This window comes from Burkholderia sp. YHN3-13, assembly GCF_055810675.1.
On record NZ_JBVVNQ010000004.1, the window covers coordinates 206,950 to 230,779 of the forward strand.

General features: G+C 67.6%; 20 protein-coding genes. 8 read left to right on the top strand and 12 right to left on the bottom strand.

What is annotated here, in order from left to right; all coding sequences use genetic code 11:
- Positions 1-4: 4 nt before the first annotated feature.
- Positions 5-649, bottom strand: a complete 645-nt coding sequence (locus AC0KUR_RS12370; RefSeq protein ID WP_124670404.1) for a CGNR zinc finger domain-containing protein — start codon at positions 647-649, stop codon at positions 5-7.
- A 249-nt stretch (positions 650-898) separates the two neighbouring features.
- Between AC0KUR_RS12370 and AC0KUR_RS12375 the strand changes: the two genes are divergently transcribed.
- Positions 899-1,282, top strand: a complete 384-nt coding sequence (locus AC0KUR_RS12375) for a VOC family protein (RefSeq protein ID WP_034187662.1) — start codon at positions 899-901, stop codon at positions 1,280-1,282.
- A 92-nt stretch (positions 1,283-1,374) separates the two neighbouring features.
- Here AC0KUR_RS12375 and AC0KUR_RS12380 read toward each other — a convergent pair whose 3' ends face one another.
- Entirely contained in the window at positions 1,375-2,223 is an 849-nt protein-coding gene (locus AC0KUR_RS12380; RefSeq protein WP_034187661.1) for an ureidoglycolate lyase, read from the bottom strand.
- Between the two features lie 661 nt (positions 2,224-2,884).
- Here AC0KUR_RS12380 and AC0KUR_RS12385 point away from each other — a divergent pair.
- Complete coding sequence (locus AC0KUR_RS12385) at positions 2,885-3,706, top strand: IclR family transcriptional regulator (protein WP_034187660.1); 822 nt, start codon at positions 2,885-2,887, stop codon at positions 3,704-3,706.
- Between the two features lie 192 nt (positions 3,707-3,898).
- Positions 3,899-4,450: a hypothetical protein gene (locus AC0KUR_RS12390; protein ID WP_034187659.1), complete on the top strand. Its 552-nt coding sequence runs from the start codon at positions 3,899-3,901 to the stop codon at positions 4,448-4,450.
- 639 nt (positions 4,451-5,089) lie between these two features.
- Here AC0KUR_RS12390 and AC0KUR_RS12395 read toward each other — a convergent pair.
- The 5 genes from AC0KUR_RS12395 to AC0KUR_RS12415 all read right to left on the bottom strand — a co-directional run bounded on the left by AC0KUR_RS12395 (position 5,090) and on the right by AC0KUR_RS12415 (position 10,829).
- Positions 5,090-7,447 carry a bifunctional acetate--CoA ligase family protein/GNAT family N-acetyltransferase gene (locus AC0KUR_RS12395; protein WP_124670405.1) on the bottom strand — a complete coding sequence of 786 codons (2,358 nt, stop codon included), beginning with the start codon at positions 7,445-7,447 and terminating at the stop codon, positions 5,090-5,092.
- A 572-nt stretch (positions 7,448-8,019) separates the two neighbouring features.
- The gene (locus AC0KUR_RS12400; protein WP_034187657.1) at positions 8,020-8,322 is read right to left on the bottom strand and encodes an H-NS histone family protein; all 303 of its coding nucleotides are present in this window, start codon (positions 8,320-8,322) and stop codon (positions 8,020-8,022) included.
- Positions 8,323-8,425: 103 nt separating this feature from the next.
- Entirely contained in the window at positions 8,426-8,698 is a 273-nt protein-coding gene (locus AC0KUR_RS12405) for a hypothetical protein (RefSeq protein WP_080287802.1), read from the bottom strand.
- Between the two features lie 61 nt (positions 8,699-8,759).
- Positions 8,760-9,287 carry a BON domain-containing protein gene (locus AC0KUR_RS12410; RefSeq protein WP_034187656.1) on the bottom strand — a complete coding sequence of 176 codons (528 nt, stop codon included), beginning with the start codon at positions 9,285-9,287 and terminating at the stop codon, positions 8,760-8,762.
- A 54-nt stretch (positions 9,288-9,341) separates the two neighbouring features.
- A complete protein-coding gene (locus AC0KUR_RS12415; protein ID WP_034187655.1) occupies positions 9,342-10,829 on the bottom strand; it encodes a sigma-54 interaction domain-containing protein in 1,488 nt (495 codons plus the stop codon).
- Between the two features lie 316 nt (positions 10,830-11,145).
- Here AC0KUR_RS12415 and AC0KUR_RS12420 point away from each other — a divergent pair, with 316 nt between their 5' ends.
- Positions 11,146-12,549: a GntP family permease gene (locus tag AC0KUR_RS12420; protein ID WP_034187654.1), complete on the top strand. Its 1,404-nt coding sequence runs from the start codon at positions 11,146-11,148 to the stop codon at positions 12,547-12,549.
- Between the two features lie 341 nt (positions 12,550-12,890).
- Positions 12,891-13,145, top strand: coding sequence for a DUF4148 domain-containing protein (locus AC0KUR_RS12425; RefSeq protein ID WP_034187851.1), 255 nt, complete (start codon positions 12,891-12,893; stop codon positions 13,143-13,145).
- Between the two features lie 39 nt (positions 13,146-13,184).
- On the opposite strand, the gene AC0KUR_RS12430 is transcribed toward AC0KUR_RS12425, so the two are convergent.
- Complete coding sequence (locus tag AC0KUR_RS12430; protein WP_059559137.1) at positions 13,185-14,786, bottom strand: thioredoxin family protein; 1,602 nt, start codon at positions 14,784-14,786, stop codon at positions 13,185-13,187.
- Between the two features lie 260 nt (positions 14,787-15,046).
- A complete protein-coding gene (locus AC0KUR_RS12435) occupies positions 15,047-15,547 on the bottom strand; it encodes a GNAT family N-acetyltransferase (RefSeq protein WP_034187652.1) in 501 nt (166 codons plus the stop codon).
- Positions 15,548-16,128: 581 nt separating this feature from the next.
- On the opposite strand from AC0KUR_RS12435, the gene AC0KUR_RS12440 reads away from it, so the two are divergent.
- From AC0KUR_RS12440 to AC0KUR_RS12450, 3 genes are all read left to right on the top strand, one after another.
- Complete coding sequence (locus AC0KUR_RS12440) at positions 16,129-18,438, top strand: phosphocholine-specific phospholipase C (protein ID WP_301741364.1); 2,310 nt, start codon at positions 16,129-16,131, stop codon at positions 18,436-18,438.
- Between the two features lie 274 nt (positions 18,439-18,712).
- A complete protein-coding gene (locus tag AC0KUR_RS12445) occupies positions 18,713-18,982 on the top strand; it encodes a hypothetical protein (protein ID WP_034187650.1) in 270 nt (89 codons plus the stop codon).
- 154 nt (positions 18,983-19,136) lie between these two features.
- Positions 19,137-20,129 (top strand): DedA family protein/thiosulfate sulfurtransferase GlpE, encoded by a 993-nt coding sequence (locus AC0KUR_RS12450; RefSeq protein WP_059559142.1) that lies wholly within the window; start codon positions 19,137-19,139, stop codon positions 20,127-20,129.
- 54 nt (positions 20,130-20,183) lie between these two features.
- Here AC0KUR_RS12450 and AC0KUR_RS12455 read toward each other — a convergent pair whose 3' ends face one another.
- From AC0KUR_RS12455 to AC0KUR_RS12465, 3 genes are all read right to left on the bottom strand, one after another.
- Entirely contained in the window at positions 20,184-21,656 is a 1,473-nt protein-coding gene (locus tag AC0KUR_RS12455; protein WP_034187850.1) for an OprD family outer membrane porin, read from the bottom strand.
- A gap of 165 nt (positions 21,657-21,821) precedes the next feature.
- Positions 21,822-22,841, bottom strand: coding sequence for an ABC transporter ATP-binding protein (locus AC0KUR_RS12460; protein ID WP_034187648.1), 1,020 nt, complete (start codon positions 22,839-22,841; stop codon positions 21,822-21,824).
- Positions 22,838-23,830, bottom strand: a complete 993-nt coding sequence (locus AC0KUR_RS12465; protein WP_034187647.1) for an ABC transporter ATP-binding protein — start codon at positions 23,828-23,830, stop codon at positions 22,838-22,840. Before AC0KUR_RS12465 ends, AC0KUR_RS12460 begins: the two co-directional genes overlap by 4 nt.

Sequence of the window (23,830 nt, forward strand, 5' to 3'; positions counted from 1 at the left end):
TCTGTCAGTCGGCCTTGTGATAGTGGCGGTACGCCTTGGCGCGATTGCCGCACGACGACATCGAGCACCAGCGGCGGCTGCCGTTCTTGCTGTCGTCGATGAACAACCACTGGCACGCGTCGTTCGCACAGCGCTTGACCTTCGCGAACCGCGCGCCGCCGAGCAGGTCGATCGCCGACCACAGCACCGGGCTCAGCAACCCGGCGAGCGTCGCGCCCGCGCTCCCGACCCGCCACGCATAACCGCCGTCGATGCGCGCCAGCGCGACGCGCGGCGACGCTTCCGCCAGAAAACCGTCGAGCAGCGCGAGGTCGTCCGCGTGCGGCTCGCGCTGCTCGGCCTGCGCATGAAAGAGCCGATACAACGCCTCGCGCAACGCGAGCGCACGCGCCAGCATCGCCGGCTCGCCTTCCTCCACCCCACGTGCACGACAGGCTTCCGCCACGCCGGCCGGCACGCCGGCGTGCTCGCGGCACCACGCCAGCAGGTCGTCCAGCGTGCCGAAGGTTTCCGTCGGCGGATCGCTGCCGCGCCAGTACAGCGTGTTCATGAAATCGATGCCCAGCGTCTCGGGCGGCGATGGAATCAGGCAGTCCGTCGCGACGGAAGGTTGCGTTTTGCTCATGATGCGATCGTATCTAACCACCATGCCGGTTGACAAGCCTCCGGGCACTTTCTAACATAACCGGCATGCTAGTTATAAATAGGTCTGCTGCACGGACAACCGCCTCGGTCCACGGAGCCACAGTCGATCGATCGTCTTTCGTATGGCGTTATCCACAACGGCCGCACGTTCCACGACAGCACGCTCGGCACACTCCGCTACAAGCGGCTTGCATGGCGGTTATGAGCAGGTTTGCCGCACCGACGTCCCCTTTCAGTCCACAAGGAGCCACAGATGATCGATCACCTTTCGTTCGGCGTTGCACACATCGGCCGCAGCCGCACCTTCTACGACCACGCGCTCGGCGCACTCGGCTACAAGCGGCTGTATAGCGACGACGGTTCCATCGGGTACGGCACGACCGAGCCGGAGCTGTGGTTGCAGCACGCGGCACGCCCCGTCGTCGCCGATCCCGACTCGGGGTTGCACCTGTCGTTCAAGGCCGCGTCGCCGGTCGAGGTCGACGCGTTCTACCGCGCCGCGCTCGCGCACGGCGGCCAGGACAACGGCGGGCCGGGCAAGCGCGAACACTACGGTCCCGGCTATTACGCGGCGTTCGTCGTCGATCCCGACGGATATCGGCTGGAAGCGCATTGCGAACTCGACAACATCGTGTGACGCCGCGTGGATTCACCGTAGACAAATGCGAAGGGCCCGATTCCGCATCCTGCGGAATCGGGCCCTTTCGGGTGTTGGCACGCCGGCGCCGGTTACCGCGCGTCGCGCGCAGGCTGCAACTGCTCGCCGAGCCCGTCGATCCCGAGGCGCACCGTCTGGCCGGCCTTCAGGAACACCGGTGACGGCTTGATGCCCATGCCGACGCCCGGCGGCGTGCCGGTCGTGATCACGTCGCCCGGCTGCAGCGTCATGCAGGTCGACAGATACGCGATCAACTGTGCGACCGTGAACACCATCGTGCGCGTGTTGCCGTTCTGATATCGGTGGCCGTCGACTTCGAGCCACAGGTCGAGACGCTGCGGATCGGGCACTTCGTCGCGCGTGACGAGCCACGGGCCGATCGGGCCGAACGTGTCGAAACCTTTGCCCTTGTCCCACTGGCCACCGCGCTCGATCTGCCATTCGCGCTCGGACACGTCGTTGACGACGCAATAGCCCGCGACGTAATCGAGCGCGTTCGCTTCGGCGACGTCCTTGCAGGTCGTGCCGATCACGACGCCGAGTTCGACTTCCCAGTCGGTCTTGACCGAACCCTTCGGAATGTCGATGCCGTCGTTCGGACCGCAGATCGAACTCGTCCATTTGCCGAACACGACCGGCTCCTTCGGGACCGGCATGCCGGCTTCCGCCGCGTGATCGGCATAGTTCAGACCAATGCCGATGAACTTGCGGACGTGCCCGACGCACGCGCCGATGCGCGGCTCGCCGGCTACGAGCGGCAGCGTGGCCGGATCGATCGCGCGCAGCCGCGCGAGACCCGCGTCGGACAGCACGTCGCCGGCAAGATCCGGCACGTGTGCGGACAGGTCGCGAATCCGGCCGGCCGCGTCGAGGATACCGGGCTTTTCCTGGCCGGACGGGCCATAGCGAAGCAGTTTCATCGTGCTACCTCTGTTGTCGAATGGGACAGGATACCGGCGACGCGGCCCTTCGTGGCCGCGCACCGGACGGATTGTCGATCGTCGATTGCGCGCGTCGACACCGCACCCGGCGGGCCGTCGACGCGCGAAGGTCGCGCGGGCGCAGCGATCGCGGCGTCGTACGAACAGTACGGCGCGCATCGAGCGGGCGGCCGCCGGTCTGCGCATCGGCGACGACGGCCCGGCACCCGCGACGCGTGCCGGACCATGCCGGCCGGCTTCACGCGCGGCCGCGCCGTCGCTGGCCCGCCCGACTTTGTACCATCGGCCGCGCACCGTGAAATGGCGCGCAACGGATACCGACTATTGGCGTGCCTGCGGACATTGCGGCGCAGCATGGGATACGCATCCCTCGACCGACCGGTCGGGCTGGCCGGCATCGCCTGCCATCAGACCATGAATACTGGATATTCGGGGTGCCCCTGTCATCGAGAACGTTTGCCAATCCGTTCTTGTTCGGTAATGATCGGTAAAAAGACGCTGCATTGCACACTGCATGTTTATTGCTAAGCTCGAACAGATGGCTTTCATCGCCATTCGCGGGCCCACCCTATGCGCGTGCAGAACCGGCCAGCGTGCGTCGCCAACCGACTGACGGTAATCCCCCAACCTCACATCGACAATGCAGACAACCAACGACCCGCTTCCCGGCTGCGACGCACGGGAATCGATGGCCGCTATCGACCGCTATCGCGCCCCCGCGCTCGACAAGGGGCTCGACATTCTCGAACTCCTGTCCGAGCAGAAAGAAGGACTCACCCGCACCGAAATCACGAAGGAACTCGGCCGCAACGCGAGCGAGATCTACCGGATGCTCGAACGCCTCGTCGCTCGCCGCTACGTGATGCGCTCGACCGGCGGCGATCGCTACACGCTCAGCCTCAAGCTGTTCGCGCTCGCGCACCGGCATCCGCCGATGAGCCGGCTGATCGCCGAAGCCCTGCCGCCGATGCAGCGCTTCGCCGATGCGGCCGAACAGTCGTGCCACCTGTCGGTCTACGATCGCGGCAACCTGCTGGTGATCGCACAGGTCGACGGGCCCGGCCCGTGGGGCGTGTCGGTCCGGCTCGGCTCGCGCATCGGGCTCGCCGATACGGCGTCGGGACGCGTGATGCTGTCGTTCCAGGGCCCCGAGCAACGCGCGCACATGCTGGCCGAGCATCGCCAGGTCAAGGGCGAGGCGCCGCTGAACGAGCAGGAACTCGCGTACGCGTGCCAGTCCATCCGGCAGGATGGCTACCTGCGCCAGGACAGCCGCCAGGCCTATGGCGTGACCGACCTGAGCGCGCCGATCCTCGGGCCGTCCGGCCATGCGATCGCGGTGCTGACCTGCCCGTACATGCGCCGGATCGATGCGCATGCGGCCCCGTCCGTCGACCTCGTCGTCGAAGGGTTGCGCGACACGGCCTCCCATCTGTCGATGGGACGCATCGAGATCTGCTGACACGCGGATGCTTCCCGATGCACACCGGGGGACGGCGCAGCGGCGCCGCCCCCCCGGTTGCGCGCGACGCCAGTGCGGTGCGCGATATGCGATGCACGATTTGCGGTGCCATATCGTGCGCTCGCGGCGCTACGCTAAAATAGCGGCCCTCTCAAAAACTACGATGGCCGGTTGTCGCGGCCGTCGTGTCCGATGGATGTCATGGCCAAACTTCTGAACGATCAAGAATTCCAGCGTTTCTCCGAACTTCAGCAGAAGCAGGCAAGCTTCACGATCACGCCCGACGAAGCGGACGAGCTGCGCGATATCGTCGCGCGCGCGCAGCAGAAGCGCGACGATCGCGCCGCCGCAATGCAGGCGATCGAAAACTACATCGAGCAGTTCGACATCACACCCGACGAACTCTTCTCGCCCGAGCAGATCGGCGACGCGGCCCGCACCTACGGGCTCATCACGGCGACCAAGAAGGAACGCACGCTGCCGCCGTCGATCACGTTCAACGGCAAGCCGTACCAGTGGACCAAAACGCTTCCGGACGACGTGCGCGGCGCGCTGTTCGACGCATTCACGTCCGGCGAATCGGTCAAGCGCTTCATCGCGATGCCGAAAGACACCGCGCGCTGTGCATTGACGATCGCCCGCCTCGAGCGCGAAACCGGCGCCGTCTATGCCGATCCGCACCTCGAGGAACTCGCGATTTCGCGCGACCAGGTGAACGACGCGGCGTCGAAACTCGCCGCGTAAATGCGGCCTCGGGCACGGTTCATGCGTGCCCGAACCCCGGCGCGGCGCCCGCATTGACCGGCGCCGCGCTCACGGGAGCGGTGCATCCACCCGCTCCCGAAAAGTCTCACCTCAGCCTCCCGCAGGCGCTCACCGACACCTCCCGAACACGCTCACCGAAGGCTCCCGAAGACGCTCACCAAGGTCTCCCGAATATCCTCACCGGATGCTCCCGCAAGCCCTCACCGAGACGTCCTGGAAAGGCTCACCGGCGGCTCCCGCAAGGGCTCACCGGTCGCCCCCGGGAAGGCTCACCGAACGCTCCCGTATCGGCTCACCACACATTCACGGAAACGCTCACTGGCCGCTCCCGAAAAATCTCACCTTTACGGTCGATCCGAATTGGCGACGTCGGCATGCGGTGCGCAAAACGCTTGAATACCTCGCGTAAAGGCCATGCGGAGCAGGCAACGCGATGCTCGGCAAGCGCCTCCAGACGCCGCCGGCATCGACCTGGCAACGGCTCGGTACATTCAGGCGCTTCTTCCGAAAGCGCATGCCCATACTTTGCATTCCTGAGTGAATGAATGCGCAACATGGTGAATGCCGGAGCCGTCCACTTGCATACGGTGCCTCCTCGCTTCACGCAGCCGGCCACCGCTACGGCTGCAGCTTCATCCTGAAGCCCACGACGCCAGGCTCCTCCGTGGTCGACACCGTGAAGCCGCACGACTTCGCGAGCGAGATCATCGCCGAATTCTCGCGCAGTGCCTCGCCAACCATCCAGGCGGTTCCGCGCGAACGCGCGTAGTCGATGATGCGGGCCATCATCAGCCTGCCGAGCCCTTTGCCCTTCTGATCGGGACGTACCGCGATCGCGAACTCCGCCGTCTCGTTGTCGGGGTCGGCGACCGCGCGCACCACCGCGAGCGTGTGGTCGCGCCCCGACGCGTCGGTGAACGACACGATGAAAGCCATCTCGCGGTCGTAATCGATCTGCGTCATGCGCGCCACCTGCGAATGATCGAAGCTGCGCACCGCGCCGAAGAAACGCATCCGCAGATCGTCCGGCGTCATCGCGCCGAGCAGTTCGTTGTGCGCGGCTTCGTCTTCCGGACGGATCGGGCGGATCGTCACCGTCTCGCCGCGCCACTCGAGCGTCTGTTCGAGGTGCCGCGGATACGGCATGATCGCGAGCCGGCTGCGCCCCGTGGCCAGCGTGATGCGCGGCGCGATCACGCGCGCGCCGTCGGACAGCACGCGCAGCGTGACCGACAGCGCGACAACTTCGCGGACGTCGCAGACGACCTGCGACAACGCCGTCACCGCGTCGAGCGTCGGCTCGACGGGCGTACTGCGCGCATACGGCGAACGCTCCATCACCGCACGCGCAAGCACGGTATTCAGCGGCGGCAGGCCGTAGACGACGAATGGCGCCGAGACACCGTCCGCGGGCGGCACGGCATAGCGGAACACCGGACCGAAGTTCGAATCGTCGTACATGTCGACCGTGATATCGACGACTTTCCTGCCCGCCGGCTCGTCAGCCTGCTCGCCATGCAAGCCGAAATGGGACAGCCAGCGCAACGCGGCATCGCCGGCCAGTTCATGCTGGCCGGTTTCGACCATCCGGCGCGCTTCCGCCTGCGCCGACGCGACGCATTCGGCCGGCTGCGGCGGCGTGCCTTCGGGCGTCTGCATCAGCAATTGTCGCCCGAGGTTGTAGTCGACGAGACGCGCATATGCGCGCGCGAGCCGCTGCGGTGTCGTATGGACCGGAATACCGTTCGCGTGCAGCGCATCGCGCGTCGCCGCATCGACCGCGCCGAAGAAACACGCGAGGATGCCGCGATGCGCGTATTGCCGCGAGTCGATCAGCGTGCGTGCAACCGAATCGGCCGGCGCGCTGTGGGACGTCGAATGGACGACGAACAGCGTGCCCGTTTGCGGGAACGGCGCAAGCGCCTGGATCGCCGCGGCAAAGTGCTCGGGGCGTGCATCGTCGCCCAGCGTCAGCGGATTGCCGGGCGCGGCCAGATGCGGCAGCGCGGCCGATACGGCCGAGGTTGCCGCCGGCGGCCAGTCGGCCAGCGCGACGCGTACTTCCGCGACCGCATCGACCGCCAGCTTCGCGACACCCGCGTCGCTGGTGACGAGCGTCGCCGCGCCGCGCGCGGTGACGCGGCCGACGCCGAGCGTCTCGATCTCGTCGAGCAGATCGTCGAGCGCATCGACACGCACCATGCCCGCGCGCTGGAACGCCGCCGTATAGAGTGCGTCGCCGGGATCGGCACGCCCGGTGCGCAACGCGAGGACCGGCTTGTTGCGGGCGGCCGCGCGCGCGGCCGACATGAACTTGCGCGCCGCGCGCACGGTATCGAGTTCGAGCAGGATCGCGCGCGTGCCGGGATCGCTCGCCAGATAATCGAGTACGTCGCCTGCATCGACGTCGGACTCGCTGCCGAGCGCGACGACATGCGAAAAGCCGAGGCCGCGCGCGTCGGCCCAGCCGAGCACCGCGTTCGTCAGCGCGTTCGATTGCGACACCCACGCAACGCCGCCCGATCGCGCCGTATAGGCCGGCGCACCGAAATGCGCGTGCCGCGCGGGCGACAACACGCCGAGGCTGCCGGGCCCGACGATACGGAGCACGAACGGCTTCGCCGCCTTCAGCATGCGATCGACCGCGGCACGATCTGCGTCCGTGCGCGCCTCGCCGACGATCACCGCGACACGCGTACCGAGCTCGCCGAGCTTGCGCACGATGCCGGCCCAGGTCGCGGGCGGCGTGCAGATCACGGCAACCGACGGCGGCGCAGGCAGCCGGTCGACGTCCGACGCGACCGCATGCCCGTCCAGTTCCCGGTACTTCGGATTGACGGGCCACACGGGCCCCTGAAACGCGCCGTCGAGCACACGCGACCACACCATCGCGCCGATACTGCCCGCGCGCGACGACGCGCCGACGACGGCAACGGACTTGGGCTGGAACAACGCATCGAGATGGCGAACGGTCACATCGACTCCCTGCGGTGACGAAAGACGACACGATCGGCATGCGGCCGGACAGGCCGTGCGCCGATCGACGCGAACCCCAAGCATAGGCGAAGCGCATGCGGCTGCCTATATGCCGAACGGCTGACTACTCGACGCGCATCAACGCTCGCATCATGGACCTGCAACACACGCGGCAGCCCATCGCCGCACAACGCGCACAACCCGGCTCGACGCTGCAGCCGCTTCCTCAAAGGTGAGGGTTTACAGGAGCCATGGTGAGTATCTTCGGGATCAGCACGACGCCGTGCGCAAATACGCGAAAGGTGATGAGAATCCGCGGCACGCCTGCACCGCGAAAATCGCGAATGCCCATGCGCATGCGCGGCGTAATTGCACGGTTGTTTACGGGAATTCGCCGCGATATACGGCCGAATCGCGGTGAATTCGCAAAACGGAGGCCGTCAATTGCGCGGCATCGCGCATCCATTCGGCAGGGAAAATCGCACGGCGACTGCGCAAAAACAAAACGGTGCGACGGCCGCATGGCCATTCGCACCGTCGGTCGGCACACGAAAGGTGAGGATTTTCGGGAGTCAGTCCTTGATCAGGAAACGTGCGCGGTTCTTGCCGAGCCAGGTCGGTGCCCGCCCGCGGCCGCTCCACGTCTCGCCCGTCTTCGGATTCAGGTACTTCGGCGGCAACGACCGCTTCGGCTTCGCGGCGGCAGCGACGGCGGACCCTATCGGACGAAAACCGAGCTCCTCCGGCGTAATGTCGTATTCCTCGATTTTCGCGCGGATTTCGGCAATCGCTTCGGCAATCGCCTTTTCGCGTTCCTTGTCGATCTTTTGCTGAAGCCGTTCGAGCTGTGCGGACAGTTGCCTGTAGGTCGCCATATGGATGGGACTCCGTGAGTGTTATTCGTGAAAAATAGGTAACTCCAAGCAAACAGAAAAGCGCTTCGCCCGATCGTGGTCTCCTCAGCCGGTCATGTCGGGATCAATAACCGCTTTTCTTCTTGCATGCGAAGAGAAGATTTCGCACGGCGTCATCCGTCGATTGCTGGATCACTTCGAAATCCCCGTTGCACATCGCCCGGGCATTGTCCGTGCAATTGCTCCAGTCGCGACCGGTACATTGCACCTGTGTCGTCGGGCGTCCGTCGGACGTGAACAGCGGCGCGCTGCCGCCACACCCGCCAAGCCCCGCAACCAGAGCCAACAATGCGGCCGCCCGAGACCGCCGCCAGACCGACGCAAGCATGTGTTTCATTGTTCTTCCCGTCAACCTTTTTTTGAATGTCGCGAGTATGCCATGCGCGGCCTTTCCGTCGTCAATTCGGCGCGCGGTCCGGTTGCCCGCGCGCCTTGTACGGCAAGCTCCGGCGGGGATCGTCGGTGATGCGAACGAAAACCTGCTCGACGTCCGGCAGCGCCTCGAATTCGCGTTGCAGCGCCTGGCGATCGAACGCCGTATCCGCGCATCCTTCGACGTAGATGAAACGTCGCTGCACGGTGATCCACAGGCTCGTGCCGCGCAGGCGATCCGAGCCGGCGAAGTGCGCCTTCGCGGCATCGGCGATCGACGCGTCATACATATACGAGTTCGGCTTCGTGCAGCGGTGCGCGAGCCAGCAGGTCGTGCCGCGTTCCGCGCGGTAATGCGCATCGTCCGTCATCTCGGCACGCGTCATCCACGGGCCGAGCGGCAGCGGGCATTCGGCCACGTCCCGCGACAGCGCGACGAACGGATCGTTGTACCAGTTGCGCCGCGCCTCGGGCGCGTCGGCGTCGCCGGATTGCGCGAACGAGGAAGTCGCCAGCAACAGGGCCAGCCACCCAGCGATGCCGATCCGCTTCATCGTGATCTCCTGTTCGATGCTTCACGTCCGGGCGCCTCGGCATCGCCGATCGGCCTACCGGTCGATACCCAGTGCCGCAAGCTTCTTGTAAAGCGTCGCGCGGCCGATCCCGATGCGCGCGGCCGCCTCGACGACCTTCCCGTCGCAGGCCGCCAGCGCATCGGTCAGGAACTGGCGCTCCCACGCCGCCAACGCATCCGCATACGAGGCGACCGGCGCCCCGGATGCGCCGGGTGCTTCGCCCGCGCGCGGCTCGACCGGCGTCGCGGCAAGCCGCTGCGCGGGCGCCGCGGCGTCCGTCGAGACGCGCACCGGCCCGAGGAACGGCGCGAGCGCGCGCGCATCGATCACGGCACGATCCGACAGCATCAACGCGCGCTCCAGTGTATTGCGCAACTCGCGCACGTTGCCGGGCCACGGATACGCACACAGCATCCGCAGCGCGTCGTCGGTCAGTTCGCAGTGCGCGGCGCGCCCGTGCTGCGCGGCCAGCTCCTCGAGCGTCGCGTAGACGAGCGCCGCGATGTCGGATGCGCGCGCGCGCAACGGCGGCGCATGGATCGTCAGCACGTTCAGCCGGTAATAGAGATCGGCACGAAAACGCCCGGCCGCGACGAGCGCCGGCAGGTCGGCCGACGTCGCGGCGATGATCCGGACGTCCGCGCGCACGATCCGGTTCGAGCCGACCGGCTCGAACTCCTTGTCCTGCAGCACGCGCAGCAGCTTGCCCTGCAACGGCAGCGGCATGTCGCCGATCTCGTCGAGAAACAGCGTGCCGCGATCGGCCAGTTCGAACTTGCCGACGCGCCCCTTGCGGTCGGCGCCCGTATACGCGCCGGGCGCCGCGCCGAAGAATTCGGTTTCGAGCAGCGTATCGGGAATCGCGGCGACGTTGACGGTCACGAGCGGCTGGAGCGCGCGCGCCGACGCCGCGTGGATCGCATGCGCGAGCAATTCCTTGCCGGTGCCCGTCTCGCCGAGCAGCAGCACCGGCGAATCGACCTGCGCGGCCCGCCGCGCCTGCCGCTTGGTTTCGAGGCTCGCGGCACTCGTGCCGACGAAACTCGCGAACGTGTATTTCGCGCGGCGCGCCTGCGCGAGCGAACGCTGCGTCGCGATCAGCTGCTGCTGAAGCTGCGCATAGCGGGAAAAGATCGGCGTGAGCGTCTTCAACTGGTCGAACAGCGCGAAGCCGATCGCGCCGACCGTCTCGCCAGCCTCGTTCTTCAGCGGCAGGCGCGTGACGACGAGCGGCTCGCGGCCCGTCTCCATGATGTCGAGCAGGATCGGCTGCCCGGTCGATACAACCTCGCGCATCAGGCTGTTCGGAATCACGGCTTCGCAGTCGAGGCCGACGGCCTGCTGCGGATCGGCGAAGCCGAAGCGCGCCGCGTAACGATCGTTCATCCACACGACGCGCGCATCGCGATCGACGACCACCGTGCCCGCGCTCGAATCCTCGAAGGTCCGGAACAGCGACTCGGCGGCACGCCGCAGCACGTCGCCGTAGTTGACGGGCAGGCGGGCCCAGTCGTTCATCATCGTGTCTTCGTCTCCATGTATTTTCGACCGGATGTCTCCGGAACGAGACGGATTATCTCACTCCGGAGACACGCCGCAATGCGTTGCCCGGGCATGCCCTGCGCGAATTCGCGCGCTGGCCGGACGGCCATATCGTCTCCGGATGGAGACGTTTTCTGTAGAATCGTCAGACATCGGCCGGCGCGGGCCCGCCTGCCTGCGGCGGACCCATGTCCGGCGGCGCAATCCGGCCGATGGCACGAAACCTGCACGAACCTGAGCCGGTCCGCGGCGCGTCGCGCGATCGAACAACAACCAAAGCCATTAGGAGACTCCCTTGTCTTTCGTGATCGTCCTCGCCGCGCTGGCGTTCCTGATGTTCGCTGCGTATCGCGGCTACAGCGTGATCCTGTTCGCGCCGATCGCCGCGCTCGGCGCGGTGCTCCTGACCGAACCCGCCGCCGTCGCACCGGTCTTCTCCGGCATCTTCATGGAGAAGATGGTCGGCTTCGTCAAACTGTATTTCCCGGTCTTCATGCTCGGCGCCGTGTTCGGCAAGGTGATCGAACTGTCCGGATTCTCCGAGTCGATCGTCCATGCGGCGATCCGCTACATCGGCCGCTCGCGCGCGAATGCGGTGATCGTCGCGGTGTGCGCGCTGCTCACCTATGGCGGCGTCTCGCTGTTCGTCGTGGTGTTCGCCGTCTATCCGTTCGCGGCCGAACTCTATCGCCAGAGCAACATTCCGAAGCGGCTGATGCCCGGCGCGATCGCGCTCGGCGCGTTCTCGTTCACGATGGATTCGCTGCCCGGCACGCCGCAGATCCAGAACATCATCCCGACCACGTTCTTCAAGACGACGGCGTGGGCCGCGCCCGCGCTCGGCACGATCGGCTCGCTGTTCATCATCGTCGTCGGCCTCACGTATCTCGAATGGCGCCGCCGTTCGGCCATGGCGAAGGGCGAGGGTTACGGCACGTCGCTGGTCAACGAGCCGGAGCGCGTCGAGGCGACGTCGCTGCCGAATCCCGCGCTGGCGATCCTGCCGCTGATCCTCGTCGGCGTATCGAACTTCGCGTTCACGAAGCTGATCCCGCAGTGGTACGGCGCCGCGTCGTACACGGTCGCGCCGGACGTGCTGCCGGGCGTGCATGCGCCGGTCACGACGTCGATCAAGACCGTCGTCGCGATCTGGTCGGTCGAGGCCGCGCTGCTGCTCGGTATCGTGCTGGTCGTGCTGACCGCGTTCAAGCGCGTCAGCGAGCGCTTCGCGGCCGGCTCGAAAGCCGCCGTCGGCGGCGCGCTGCTCGCCGCGATGAACACCGCGTCGGAATACGGTTTCGGTGGCGTGATCGCCGCGCTGCCCGGTTTCCTCGTCGTCAGCGATGCGCTGAAGAGCATCCCGAACCCGCTCGTCAACGCAGCGGTGTCGGTCAGCTCGCTCGCCGGCATCACGGGCTCCGCGTCGGGCGGCATGAGCATCGCGCTCGCCGCGATGTCGGACCTGTTCATCAAGGGTGCGCAGGCTGCGAACATTCCGATGGACGTGCTGCACCGGGTCGTCGCAATGGCCAGCGGCGGCATGGACACGCTGCCGCACAACGGCGCCGTCATCACGCTGCTCGCGGTCACGGGCCTCACGCACCGCGAGTCGTATCGCGACATCTTCGCGGTCACCGTCATCAAGACGCTCGCGGTGTTCTTCGTGATCGCCGTGTACTACGCGACGGGGCTCGTGTAAGTGCCGGCATGAGGCGGCGTTCCGCACGCCGTCTCCCGCCTGACCCGCGTATCGGGATCGGACCGCCTGCGAACCGGAACGCCTTCCGGAAATCGCATCCGGTCCGATTTCATTTCTCCGCTCGTCGGCCGCGGTCGATCCGCACCGCCGCGCGTTTGCGCCGCCCCCCAGGCGCGCCATCCGGCGCGCCGCCGCACACCCATTGTTACCCGCAACAAAACACTGCGTTGGGCGCGATCGCATTTTTCGCACGCGTGCTCCGGCCTACACTGGGTTCAACGTCGCGCGGCGCTTCGACGAACGAAGTGCAGCGATTCACCGGAATCCTGGAGGTCCCGATCATGAAGCGCCTGATCCAAGCCGTTGCCATTGCCCTTGCCATCTCGGCCCCGCTCGCCGCGCAAGCCCAGTCGAACCAGCCGCTGACGCGCGCGCAGGTCCGCGCCGAGGTCAAGGCGCTGAAGCAGGCCGGCTTCCAGTCGAGCGACTGGTTCTACCCGGCCAGCATCGTTTCCGCCGAAGCGAAGATTGCCCGCCAGCACGACGCCGCCGGGTACGGCAGCGATCGCGGCGCGTCGTCGGAGTCGGGCCAGTAATCCGGCGTCCGGCCCGCCCGGCGATGCATCCCTGCGCCGTTACGCCTTCACGGGCTGGATCAGCTTCGCGCATGCCGTTGCCTGCGGATCGCCCGCCGGCAGTTTCCCGCATACGCCGTCGAACTGCTTCACGACCGACCTGACCGACGCATCGTGTGCGCCGCTGCCGCGCCAGCGGTTCAGTTGCGTGACAACCTTGGTCAACGCACGCAGGTTCGCTCCGTAGAACGCGTCGCGGGTCTTGTCGGCCTGCGCGAGCACGTTCGCGGCAATGCCCTCGATACGGGCCGAATCGTCCGGCGCCAGTTCGACCGCATTCGCAAAGTAGGTGGCACCCCAGCGCAGCTTCGTCGCCGGCCCGCTCGCCGCGTCGTACGCCTTGCGATACCAGTCGAGCGCGGCGGCCTTGTCGCCGCGCGCCTTCGCATTCGCGGCCAGCCCGGACATGAAGTAGTACGGCGTGGACGAGCGCGGCAGCTCGGCTTTCAGCAGCGCATCCGACTCGTCGTACAGCCCCGCGTCGGTCAGCGTGTCCGCGCCTTCGCTGACGAGCGCCTGCCGCTCGTACGCGTTCGCGGCGCCCTGCACCGACGCGGCGATCTGCTTGCGTGCGGTGTCGGCCAGCGCCGGCGCGTCGAGCGGCGCGCCCTTGCGCGCGTCGCCGCGCGCGAGCAGCACGCGGCCGTGCAATGCCATCAGCCGGTCGATCGACGACAGCGTCGTGTCGGTCGACAGGCGCGCGAGCGCCGTGTCGTACGCGCCGCGCAGCTTCGCGCGCGGCGCATCGTCGCCGCCGCCGAGATATGCGACCACGCGTGCGGGCGCCGCGACCAGCACGTCCGAATCGGCGCGCGACAGCGCCGGATCGTGCAGCACGCCGCGCAGCGATTCGGCGAGCGCCGCCTTGTCGAGCGCACCGGCCTGCGCCGGATCGCCCGAGGCGGCAACCACCGCCGACTTCAACGCGAAGCGCGCCGCTTCGGCCTTCGCGCCGGCCGCCCGCGCGCGCTGCGCGAGCGACTGCAGCGTCTCGGCGACGCGATCGGCCGGCACCGGCAGCGCGCCGTCGGTATCCCACGAATAGTCGGCCAGCAGGCGCCATTCGTCGGGCGTCAGCGACGCGCCGTTCTTCAGCGCCGTGGCAAGCGTCTGCCGCACCGGGTGCGCCGCCGTCATCCCGAGCGACAGCGCCTGCATGTAGCGGTCGAGATCGGCTTCGCCCGGGAGCCGCGTCACTTCGGTGCCGTCCGGGCGGAACAGGATCATCGTCGGATAGCCGTGCACCTTGAAACGCTCGCCGAGCTTCTGCGCGCTTTCGGTATCGCCGTCGAGATAGACGGGCACGAAAAACGACGAGCGCGTCTTGAAGGCCTGCTGGCTGAAGATCGTCGACTTCACCTGGTTGCACGACGGGCACCACACGGCGCCCCAGTACAGCAGCAGCGGCTTGCCGGTGCGCTTCGCGAGCGCGAACGCGGCATCGACGTCGCCGTGCTGCCACGCGATGCCGGGCGGCAGATGGGTACCGTCGGGCGATGCGCTCGCCACCGGGGCACCGCTGGGCGTGGCGGCGGCAAAGGCCGCACCCGCGGCGGCGGCGAACAGGCAGGCGGCAGTCAGATTCCGGAGAGCGGTTTTCATCGAAGCAGGTTCCGTTGAAGGAGACGGTTGCGAGAAAGGGCGGCGCACGAAACGAGGGCCGGGAAGCCGTGACGATGAAGCCGGCCGGCGTGCAACGCCGCGCATGCATCGAATCGGAACAGCGAACGCCGGCCGAAGCGACCGGCAAATCGTTCGACGATACGACGCGTGAAGCCAGTGGAAAACGAACGAATTCTCGAATGAATATGACACGCGGGATCGTGGCCGCGCGCGCGGTCACATGCGTGTCAGCAGGCGCATCACTGCCGCGCCTTGAGCCGCGCCATGTGGTACACGGGCGCGTGCACGCCGTCGCGCAACGCGTAGCCCGGCGATTCGCCTTCGATCCGGAAACCGTGCTTCTCGTAGAGCGAGATCGCCGCGCGGTTGTCGGTGAACACGGTCAGCTCGAGACGCGTGATGTTCAGCCAGTTTTCCGCGAGGTCGATCGCCGCCGCGAGCAGGCGGCCGCCGATGCCGTGCCCGTGACGGGCCGCGTCGACCATCATGCCGAGCCCCGCTGCATGGCGCCGGCGCGGATTCGGCTCGAAGTGCAGGCCGAGATGGCCGACCACCGTGCCGTCGATTTCGGCCACGAGGCTCACGCCGCGCTCGTGCACGTTCTCGATCCGCTTCTGCCATTTTTCGAGCGACGGAAACGGGTATTGCAACGTGTTCGTGTACACCGCGGGATGCGCGGCGATTTGCCGGATTGCGTCGACGTCGTGCGTCTCGCTGTGCCGGATCGTGATGTCGGTCATGGGTGGGCCGGTTCCGGAAAGGCGCGCTGAAGGCGCGGACTGCGCGTATGCGCAGCAACGTGTCGAGCTTATCCGATTTCATGCATTTGAAACATGGGGGTCACGTCGCCTCACGCCGGGTTGCATCCGCAACGAACGTGATCCCGCGACTCGCCCGGAAATCGGAAAAATCCGCCCGGTCGCGCATGCGGCGACCGGTAATTCCTGACCTTTTTCGATCACGCATCGCGCCGGCACCAATCGTTGTGCACGCAACGTCATCAACGCGACACGCGATGTCACGCCTTCATCACGTCGACGTCATGTCGCCTCCCTAGACTGGGCGCCGCCCAGCCCGGCATGCACCGGGCCGGCGTGTGCCGACACCCTGCCCCGCGCATCACGAGCGCGCGGTGCGCGGGATCGCGACGACGGCCGCCGCCTCGGTGCGACACCGTCTGCCGAACGCGATGCGCGCACCTGAGCCGCAGGCGGCCGGCGCACCGAACGCACACGCATCGCGGATCGTCCCTTGCGGGACGACGCACGGGCACCGCCAGAAGAAGTCACGAACGCTCCCACCCTCACAGGATCCGAACGCCATGACGTCACGCCGCACATTCCTTCAACAGACCGCCGCTTCCGGCCTCGCCGCCGCCGCGCTGTCCGCGTTTCCGCCGAGCATCCGCCGCGCGCTCGCCATTCCCGCGTTTCATGAAACGGGGACCATCAAGGACGTCAAGCACGTCGTGCTGCTGATGATGGAGAACCGCGCGTTCGACAGCTACTTCGGCACGTTCAAGGGCGTGCGCGGCTACGGCGACCGCTTCGCGGTGCCGTCGCCGAACGGCCGCGACGTGTTCTACCAGTCGTACACGAAGGCGACGCCCGCCGCGACCGTGACGCCGTATCACCTCGACGCGAGCCAGGGCAACGCGCAGCGGGCGGGCGGCACGCCGCACACGTGGGCCGATGCGCAGGCCGCCTGGGATCACGGCCGGATGAACCGCTGGCCCGACGCGAAGACGCCGCTGTCGATGGGCTATTACGACGCCGCGGAAGTACCGTTCCAGCGCGCGCTCGCCGATGCGTTCACGCTGTGCGACCACTATCACTGCGGAATGCATACGGGCACGATCGCGAACCGCCTGTTCTACTGGAGCGGCACCAACGGCCCGAACGGCATCAGCCCGGCCGACGGCAGCCGCGTGAAGATCGCCGCGCTGAACAACCAGTTCAACGGCGGCAACGACATCGGCCCGTCGAGCCAGGGCTGGACCTGGACGACCTATGCCGACCGGCTGCAGCAGGCCGGCGTGCGCTGGAAGGTCTATCAGAGCCTGATCGACAACTTCGGCTGCAACGAGATGATGAGCTTCCGCCACTGGCGCGCGGCGATCGAGCAGATGCCGGCCGCGCGCCGGCCCGCGTACGTGGCGTCGACGGACATCACGCAACCGGTGACGGCTGCCGGCGCGTTCTACGACCCGGCGATCGACGATCCGCTGAGCCCGCTCGCGAAAGGTTTCGGCAACACGATGCCGTACGGCTTTCTCGAAACGTTGCGCGACGACATTCGCAACGGCACGTTGCCGGAAGTGTCGTGGATCATCCCGCCGTCCGTGTACAGCGAACACCCGGGGCCGTCGAGCCCGGCGCAGGGCGGCTGGTACGTGCAGGCCGTGCTCGACGCGCTGACGGCGAACCCGGAGGTGTGGAGCAAGACGGTGCTGCTGGTCAACTACGACGAGAACGACGGCTTCTTCGACCACATGCCGTCGCCGGCCGTGCCGTCGCGCCGCCCCGACGGCACGCTCGCGGGCGGCCATACGCTGCGCGACGCCGACATCGCCGTCGAATACCACGACTTCACGCCGGCCACGTCGAGCCAGCCGGCCACCGACGGCCGTCCGTACGGCCCGGGCCCGCGCGTGCCGATGTGGGTCGTGTCGCCGTGGAGCCGCGGCGGCTGGGTCAACTCGCAGGTGTTCGACCATACGTCGACGCTGCGCTTCCTCGAGCAGCGCTTCGGCGTCGCCGAGCCGCAAGTCAGCGCGTACCGCCGCGCGGTGTGCGGCGATCTGACGAGCGCGTTCAACTTCCGCACGCCGAACGACGAACCGCTGCCGACGCTCGCGGGCCGTACGACGAAAAGCCGGGTCGACGCGCTGAGCGCCGCGCAGCAGGCCGCCCCGAAGATCGTGCCGCCCGCCGCGCCCGTGCTGCCCGCGCAGGCCACCGGCGTGCGCCCGTCGCGCGCGCTGCCGTACGAACTGCATGCGAGCGCGCGCACCGATGCCGGCGCCGGCACGGTCACACTGAAGTTCGCGAACACGGGCCGCGCCGCCGCCGTGTTTCACGTCTACGACAAGCTCCACCTCGACCGCCTGCCGCAGCGCTACGTCGTCGAGCCGGGCAAGACGCTGCACGGCGACTGGGCCGCGCGCGCCGACGATGGCGGTAAATATGACCTGTGGGTACTCGGGCCGAACGGCTATCACCGCCGCTTCACCGGCGACCTGAGCCGTCTGGCGGGCGCCCGCGCACCGCATCCGGAAGTGCGCGTCGGCTACGCGGGCGCGAGCGGCAACCTGCACCTGCGGCTGCGCAACCACGGTGGCGGCACGGTGCGCTTCACGGTGAAGTCGAACCAGGTCTACGGGCCGCTGTCCGGCCGCGGCGGAGACGACGACCACGGCCACGGCCACGGCACCGGTACCACATGGACCGTCGCGGTACGCGCCGGCGACCAGGCCGAGCTGCACTGGGCGCTCGACTCGACCGGCCATTGGTACGACTTCATCGTCACGGCCGACAGCGACGCGAGCTTCTCGCGCCGCGTGGCCGGCCGCGTCGAAACCGGCCGCCACTCGGTCAGCGACCCTGCGATGGGTCTCGCCGACCGCTTCTGACGGCACCGCGGCGACACGCATCGCACCGCGTATCGCCGCCCGCGCCGGCGCGGCCGCGAACACCGGTCGCGCGCCGGCCGCGGCGGCGGCCGATCCGGCTGAAACGCCCGCCCCGCATGGCTCAAACATCAGAAGGATGGGTGGTGTAGCCCTCATTTCACCGCACGAAAATGCTCCGTCTTGCGGCCCGTTCGCGTTAAACTGCGTCAAGCTGTAGTCAACAAAGACATCTTTGCCGTCACGGCATCCACGACACGATACGAGGATAGGTTCGATGCGCACTACCGGCTCATCCGGGGCAATGACCCTGCTCACCGAACACGATCCGGCCGACGGCCGCGAACTGCGCTCGCTCCGGCTGGAAGCAACGGGCGACGGCAAAAGCGTGCTGCTGATCGAGATCGACGAACGCAAGCCCGGCATCCACCGCGAGGTCCGCTACGAGATCACGCCGGCCGAACTGATCGCGGCGATCCGCTCGCACGGCGCCGAGCTGCCCGGCGAAAACCATGGCGCCGCCTCGCTCGCGCGCACCCTCTCCTGATTCCGGTCGGTGAGCCACGCGCAGCGCGCCGGCTCACCGACATCCCCCTGCCGTCGTCAGGCGCTTTCCGTCATTCCCGCCGTTGTCTTGAAAAAGGCCGATAATCGGCCCATCTGCGTTTCCTGCCCACGCCTTTCCTTTTCGGCCAGCCGTCATGCTCCGTGACCTCGTCGCCCAGTACGGGCCGCTTCTCGTGTTCGCCAACGTGCTCGCGGCAGCCATCGGCCTGCCGGTGCCCGCGATGCCGACGCTCGTGCTGTTCGGTGCGATGGCCGGGATGCACCCGGACATGATCGGCTCGCAGCTCGTGACGGTGGTGGCGGTGTCGGTGCTCGGTGCGCTGATCGGCGACACCGTGTGGTACGTCGCGGGGCGCCGTTACGGCGGCACGACGCTGAAGACGATCTGCCGGCTGTCGCTGTCGCGCGATACCTGCGTGAGAAAGACCGAACGCTTCTTCGGCCGTTACGGCGTGCGCGTGCTCGCGGTCGCCCGCTTCATTCCCGGGCTGTCGCTCGTGTCGGTGCCGATGGCCGGTGCGCTCGGCACGCGCTATCGCACGTTCGCCGGTTACGACGCGCTCGGCGCCGCACTGTGGACGATCGTCGGGCTGGCGGCCGGCATCGTGTTCTACCGGCAGATCGACTGGCTGTTCGCCGGCGCGAGCCGTCTCGGCCGCGCGGTGCTGCTGGTCATCGTCGCGCTGCTGGCAATCTATGCGGCCGTGCGCTGGATGCGCCGCCGCGCGCTGATCCGCCAGCTCGCCCATGCGCGGATCGGCGTCGACGAACTCGACACCCTGCTGCGCGACGACACCGCGCCGGTGGTGCTCGACGTGCGCTCGCCCGAGCACCGCAAGCTCGACCCGTTCTCGATTCCCGGCGCCCAGTTCGCCGACGAGCGGCAGATCGCCGACATCGTCGCGCGCTATCCGTTCTCGCAGAAGTTCGTCGTGTACTGCTCGTGCCCGAACGAAGTGACGGCCGCGCTGATGGCGAAGCGCCTGCTCGACGCGGGCTTCACCGATGCGCTTGCGCTGCGCGGCGGCCTCGACGCATGGCGCGACACGGGCCGCCAGCTCACGTCGCTCGCGGAAGAGATGCCCGCGGCGAACGATCCGGTCGCGGGGCTGCACAAGCCGGCCTGAGCACACTGCCCGCAGGCCGGCCGCGCGATGCGGGGGGCGCGATGCCCCCGTCGATCAGAACGCGTGCAGCGGCAGGTTCACGACCAGGCGGTACTCCCTGTTCGTCGCGTCCGAGTAGTGTGCCGAACCGTTGTGCCACATCGCGATGAACGTGACCTTCGTGTTCTTCAGCTTGCCGCTCTGGAACGTGTACGACGGGATGAAGCCGAACTCGTGGTGACGGCCCTGCACCGGCGCGCCGTTGCTCCAGTAGATGCTCGACTTGCTCGGGTCGTTGGCCGCGCCCGCGCTGCCGTCCGCACCCCAGCCCGTCACGCCCCAGACCATCGCCTTGAAGCCCGGCAGGCCCGCTTCCTTGCCGTAGAACGTGTAACGCAGCTGCAGCGACTTTTCGTGCGGCGCGTTGTAGTCGACGTCCATCGAGTTGGTCAGGAAGATGCCGTTCGTTTCGTTCAGGTAGTCGAAGAACTGGTCGCCGAGCACCTGCTGGAAGCCGAGCAGCAGCTCGTGCGGGCCGTGCTGCGCCGCCACCGACAGGCTGTATGCGTTGTTGTCGATCTTGCCCTGCAGCGCATCGCCCGTGTCGTGCGTCGAGTAGACGTTGCCGAAGCCGGTCCACTTGATCGTCTGCGGGCTGCCGATGCTGTGCTTCACCGACGCGTAGTACTGGTGCCACACGTCGTCGGCCTGGTTCGCATACAGCGCGACTTCGCCGTTCGGCGAGTAGTCCCACGTGCCGCCGACATACGACAGGCGATTGATGCGCGTGCCACCGTACTGCGTCGTCAGGTTCGTGAGCGTCGTGTGACCGCGCGCGTCGGTCTTCGTGAAGCTACCGGCCTCGAGCATCACGTTCTTGAATTCATTGCTGACGATCGTCGCACCGAGGAACGTCGGCGGCAGCGCACGGTTGTCGTGCTGCTCCATGAACGGGTTGTCGACGGCCTGCAGACCGTACTTGACCACCGTGTTCGAGATCCGCGCCTTGATGTCGTAGATGCCGGGGTACGCCCACGCCAGCTGGTTGCCGCCGCCGCCGCCCTTCGCGATGTGCACCATGCTGCCGGCGCCCTGGCCGCCGTCGAGCTTCAGCGCCGCATACAGCGATGCGTCGAAGCCGATGCCGATCAGGCCCGTCGTGTAGCCCGACTCGAAGTTCGCCATCGCGCCCTGGACCCACGCGTGGCGATGCGGTCCGCCCTTGCTGTCGAGCACGTCCGAATAGTTGCGGAACAGGAAGTCGAGATGGCTGTCGGCAATGAAGCCATTCGACTTCGACTGCGCCGACGGCTCGTCCGGCGGCGTGACGGCCTGGTTCGCTTCGGCGTTGATGATGGCGTTCGGGGTCGATGCCTGCGCAACGGTCGCGGCCGTACCGGCGGCCGGTGCGGCCTGCGCGACCGTCAGCGGCGCGGGCGCCGCGTCGTCGGCGTGCGCAACGCCCGTCAGCGAGACGCCTGCGAGTGCCGGCAGTCCCCATGCAAGCAGCATCTTCGATGCCGTCCCGATCGTCTTCTGTTTTTTCATCGTCATTCTCGTCTTGTGTTGATATCCGTCCACGCCGGTCGCGATCCGCTCCCGGCCCCCCGGCACGCCCGGTTAAGGACGCGCCTGTACCCGCGACGCGAAGATCATTCGCGCCGCCACTGCCCCTGTTGACCTGCCTGGTTTTATTTGCCGAGTTACTTCACTTCACGCCACGCCCGCGCGGATGCACGCGACACGCGCCGCCGACCCCTGCCGAACTTCCGGCAGCGGCACGTCCCGCGCGCATGCGTCGATCGCGACCGGGCAGCGCGTGCGGAACGCGCAGCCGGACGGCGGGTTGAGCGGCGAGGGCATCTCGCCCGCCAGCAGCATCGGACGGCGAGCACGCTCGCGCGCCGGCTCCGGCGTCGGCGCCGCATCGAGCAGCGCCTTCGTGTACGGGTGCTGCGGCACGCCGTACACGTCATGCCGAGTGCCGAACTCCATCACGCGGCCGAGATACATCACGAGCACACGCTGGCTGATCGCCTTCACCACGGCGAGATCGTGTGCAACGAACAGATAGGACAACGACAGTTCGCGTTGCAGGTCGCGCAGCAGGTTCACGATCTGCGCCTGGATCGACACGTCGAGCGCCGACACGGGCTCGTCGCAGATCACGAGCTTCGGCGCGCCGATCAGCGCGCGCGCGATGCCGACGCGCTGGCATTGCCCGCCGGAGAATTCATGCGGATAACGCAGCAGGTGATGCGCGTTCAGGCCGACGCGTTCGAGCATCGTGACCACGCGGCGGCGCACCTCGGCACGGCCGAGGCCGGCCTGGTGCGTGACGAGCGGCTCGGCGACGACCTGTTCGATCGTCATGCGCGGATCGAGCGACGCGAGCGGATCCTGGAAGATCATCTGCACTTCGCGCCGCATCGTGGAGCCGCGCAGGTGATCGGGCGTGACGGCTTCGCCGCGCCACTTCACCGTACCGGCCGTCATCGGCACGAGGCCGATCAGCGCACGCGCAAGCGTCGACTTCCCGCAGCCCGATTCGCCGACGAGCCCGACCGTCTCGCCGCGCTTCACGTCGAACGACACGCCGTCGACCGCGCGCAGCGTGCCCTTCGGCGACCACGGATAGCCGCCGAGCGGCACGCGGAAATGCACCTTCAGATTGTCGACGGACAGCAGCGTGTCGTCCGTCGCGCCGGCATCGCGGCGTTCATTGACGCTCATCGCAGACCTCCCGTCAGATCGGCCACCGGGCGGTGGCATGCGCGCACCGCGCCCGCGGCGCCATAGGTTTCGAGCGCGGGGCGCGCCGCGCCGCAGCGCTCTTCCGCATACGTGCAGCGCTTCGCGAACGCGCAGCCGGCCGGCGCGGTGCCGGGCATCGGCGGATTGCCGGGAATCGCGACGAGCGGCGCATCGTCCGCGTCGGTCAGGCGCGGCAGCGCATTGAGCAGGCCGATCGTGTACGGATGCGACGGCGCCGCGAAGATCGATTCGGCCGGCGCGTATTCGACGGTGCGGCCCGAGTACATGACCATCACGTCGTCGGCGAGGCCGGCGACCACGCCCATGTCGTGCGTGATCAGCACGATCGCGGTGCCGCGTTCGCGGTTCAGCTCGCGCAGCAGGTCGATGATCTGTGCCTGCACGGTCACGTCGAGCGCGGTGGTCGGCTCGTCGGCGATCAGGATTTCCGGCTCGGACAGCAGCGCCATCGCGATCATCACGCGCTGCCGCATGCCGCCCGAGAACTCGTGCGGATACATGCGGATGCGTCGCGCCGCGTCGGGAATGCGCACCGATTCGAGCGCCTCGATCGCGCGCTTCGTGGCTTCCTTGCGCGACAGCTTGCGGTGCAGCTGCAGCGTCTCGGTCATCTGCCGCTCGATCGTCAGGAACGGATTGAGCGACGTCATCGGATCCTGGAAGATCATCGCGATCCGGTCGCCGCGCACCGCGTTCAGCGCGCGCGTGTCCATGTCGAGCAGGTTGTCGCCGCGGTAGCGCGCGACGCCGGTCGTCGTGCCGTTGCCGGCCAGCAGGCCGAGCAGCGCCATCACGGTCTGACTCTTGCCCGAGCCCGATTCGCCGACGATGCCGAGCGTCTTGCCGGCTTCGAGCGAGAACGACACGCCGCTGACGGCGTCGATCGGCGGGGCATCCTTGCGCGTGAAGCGCACGCCGAGATTGTCTACTTCGAGCAATGCGGCCAT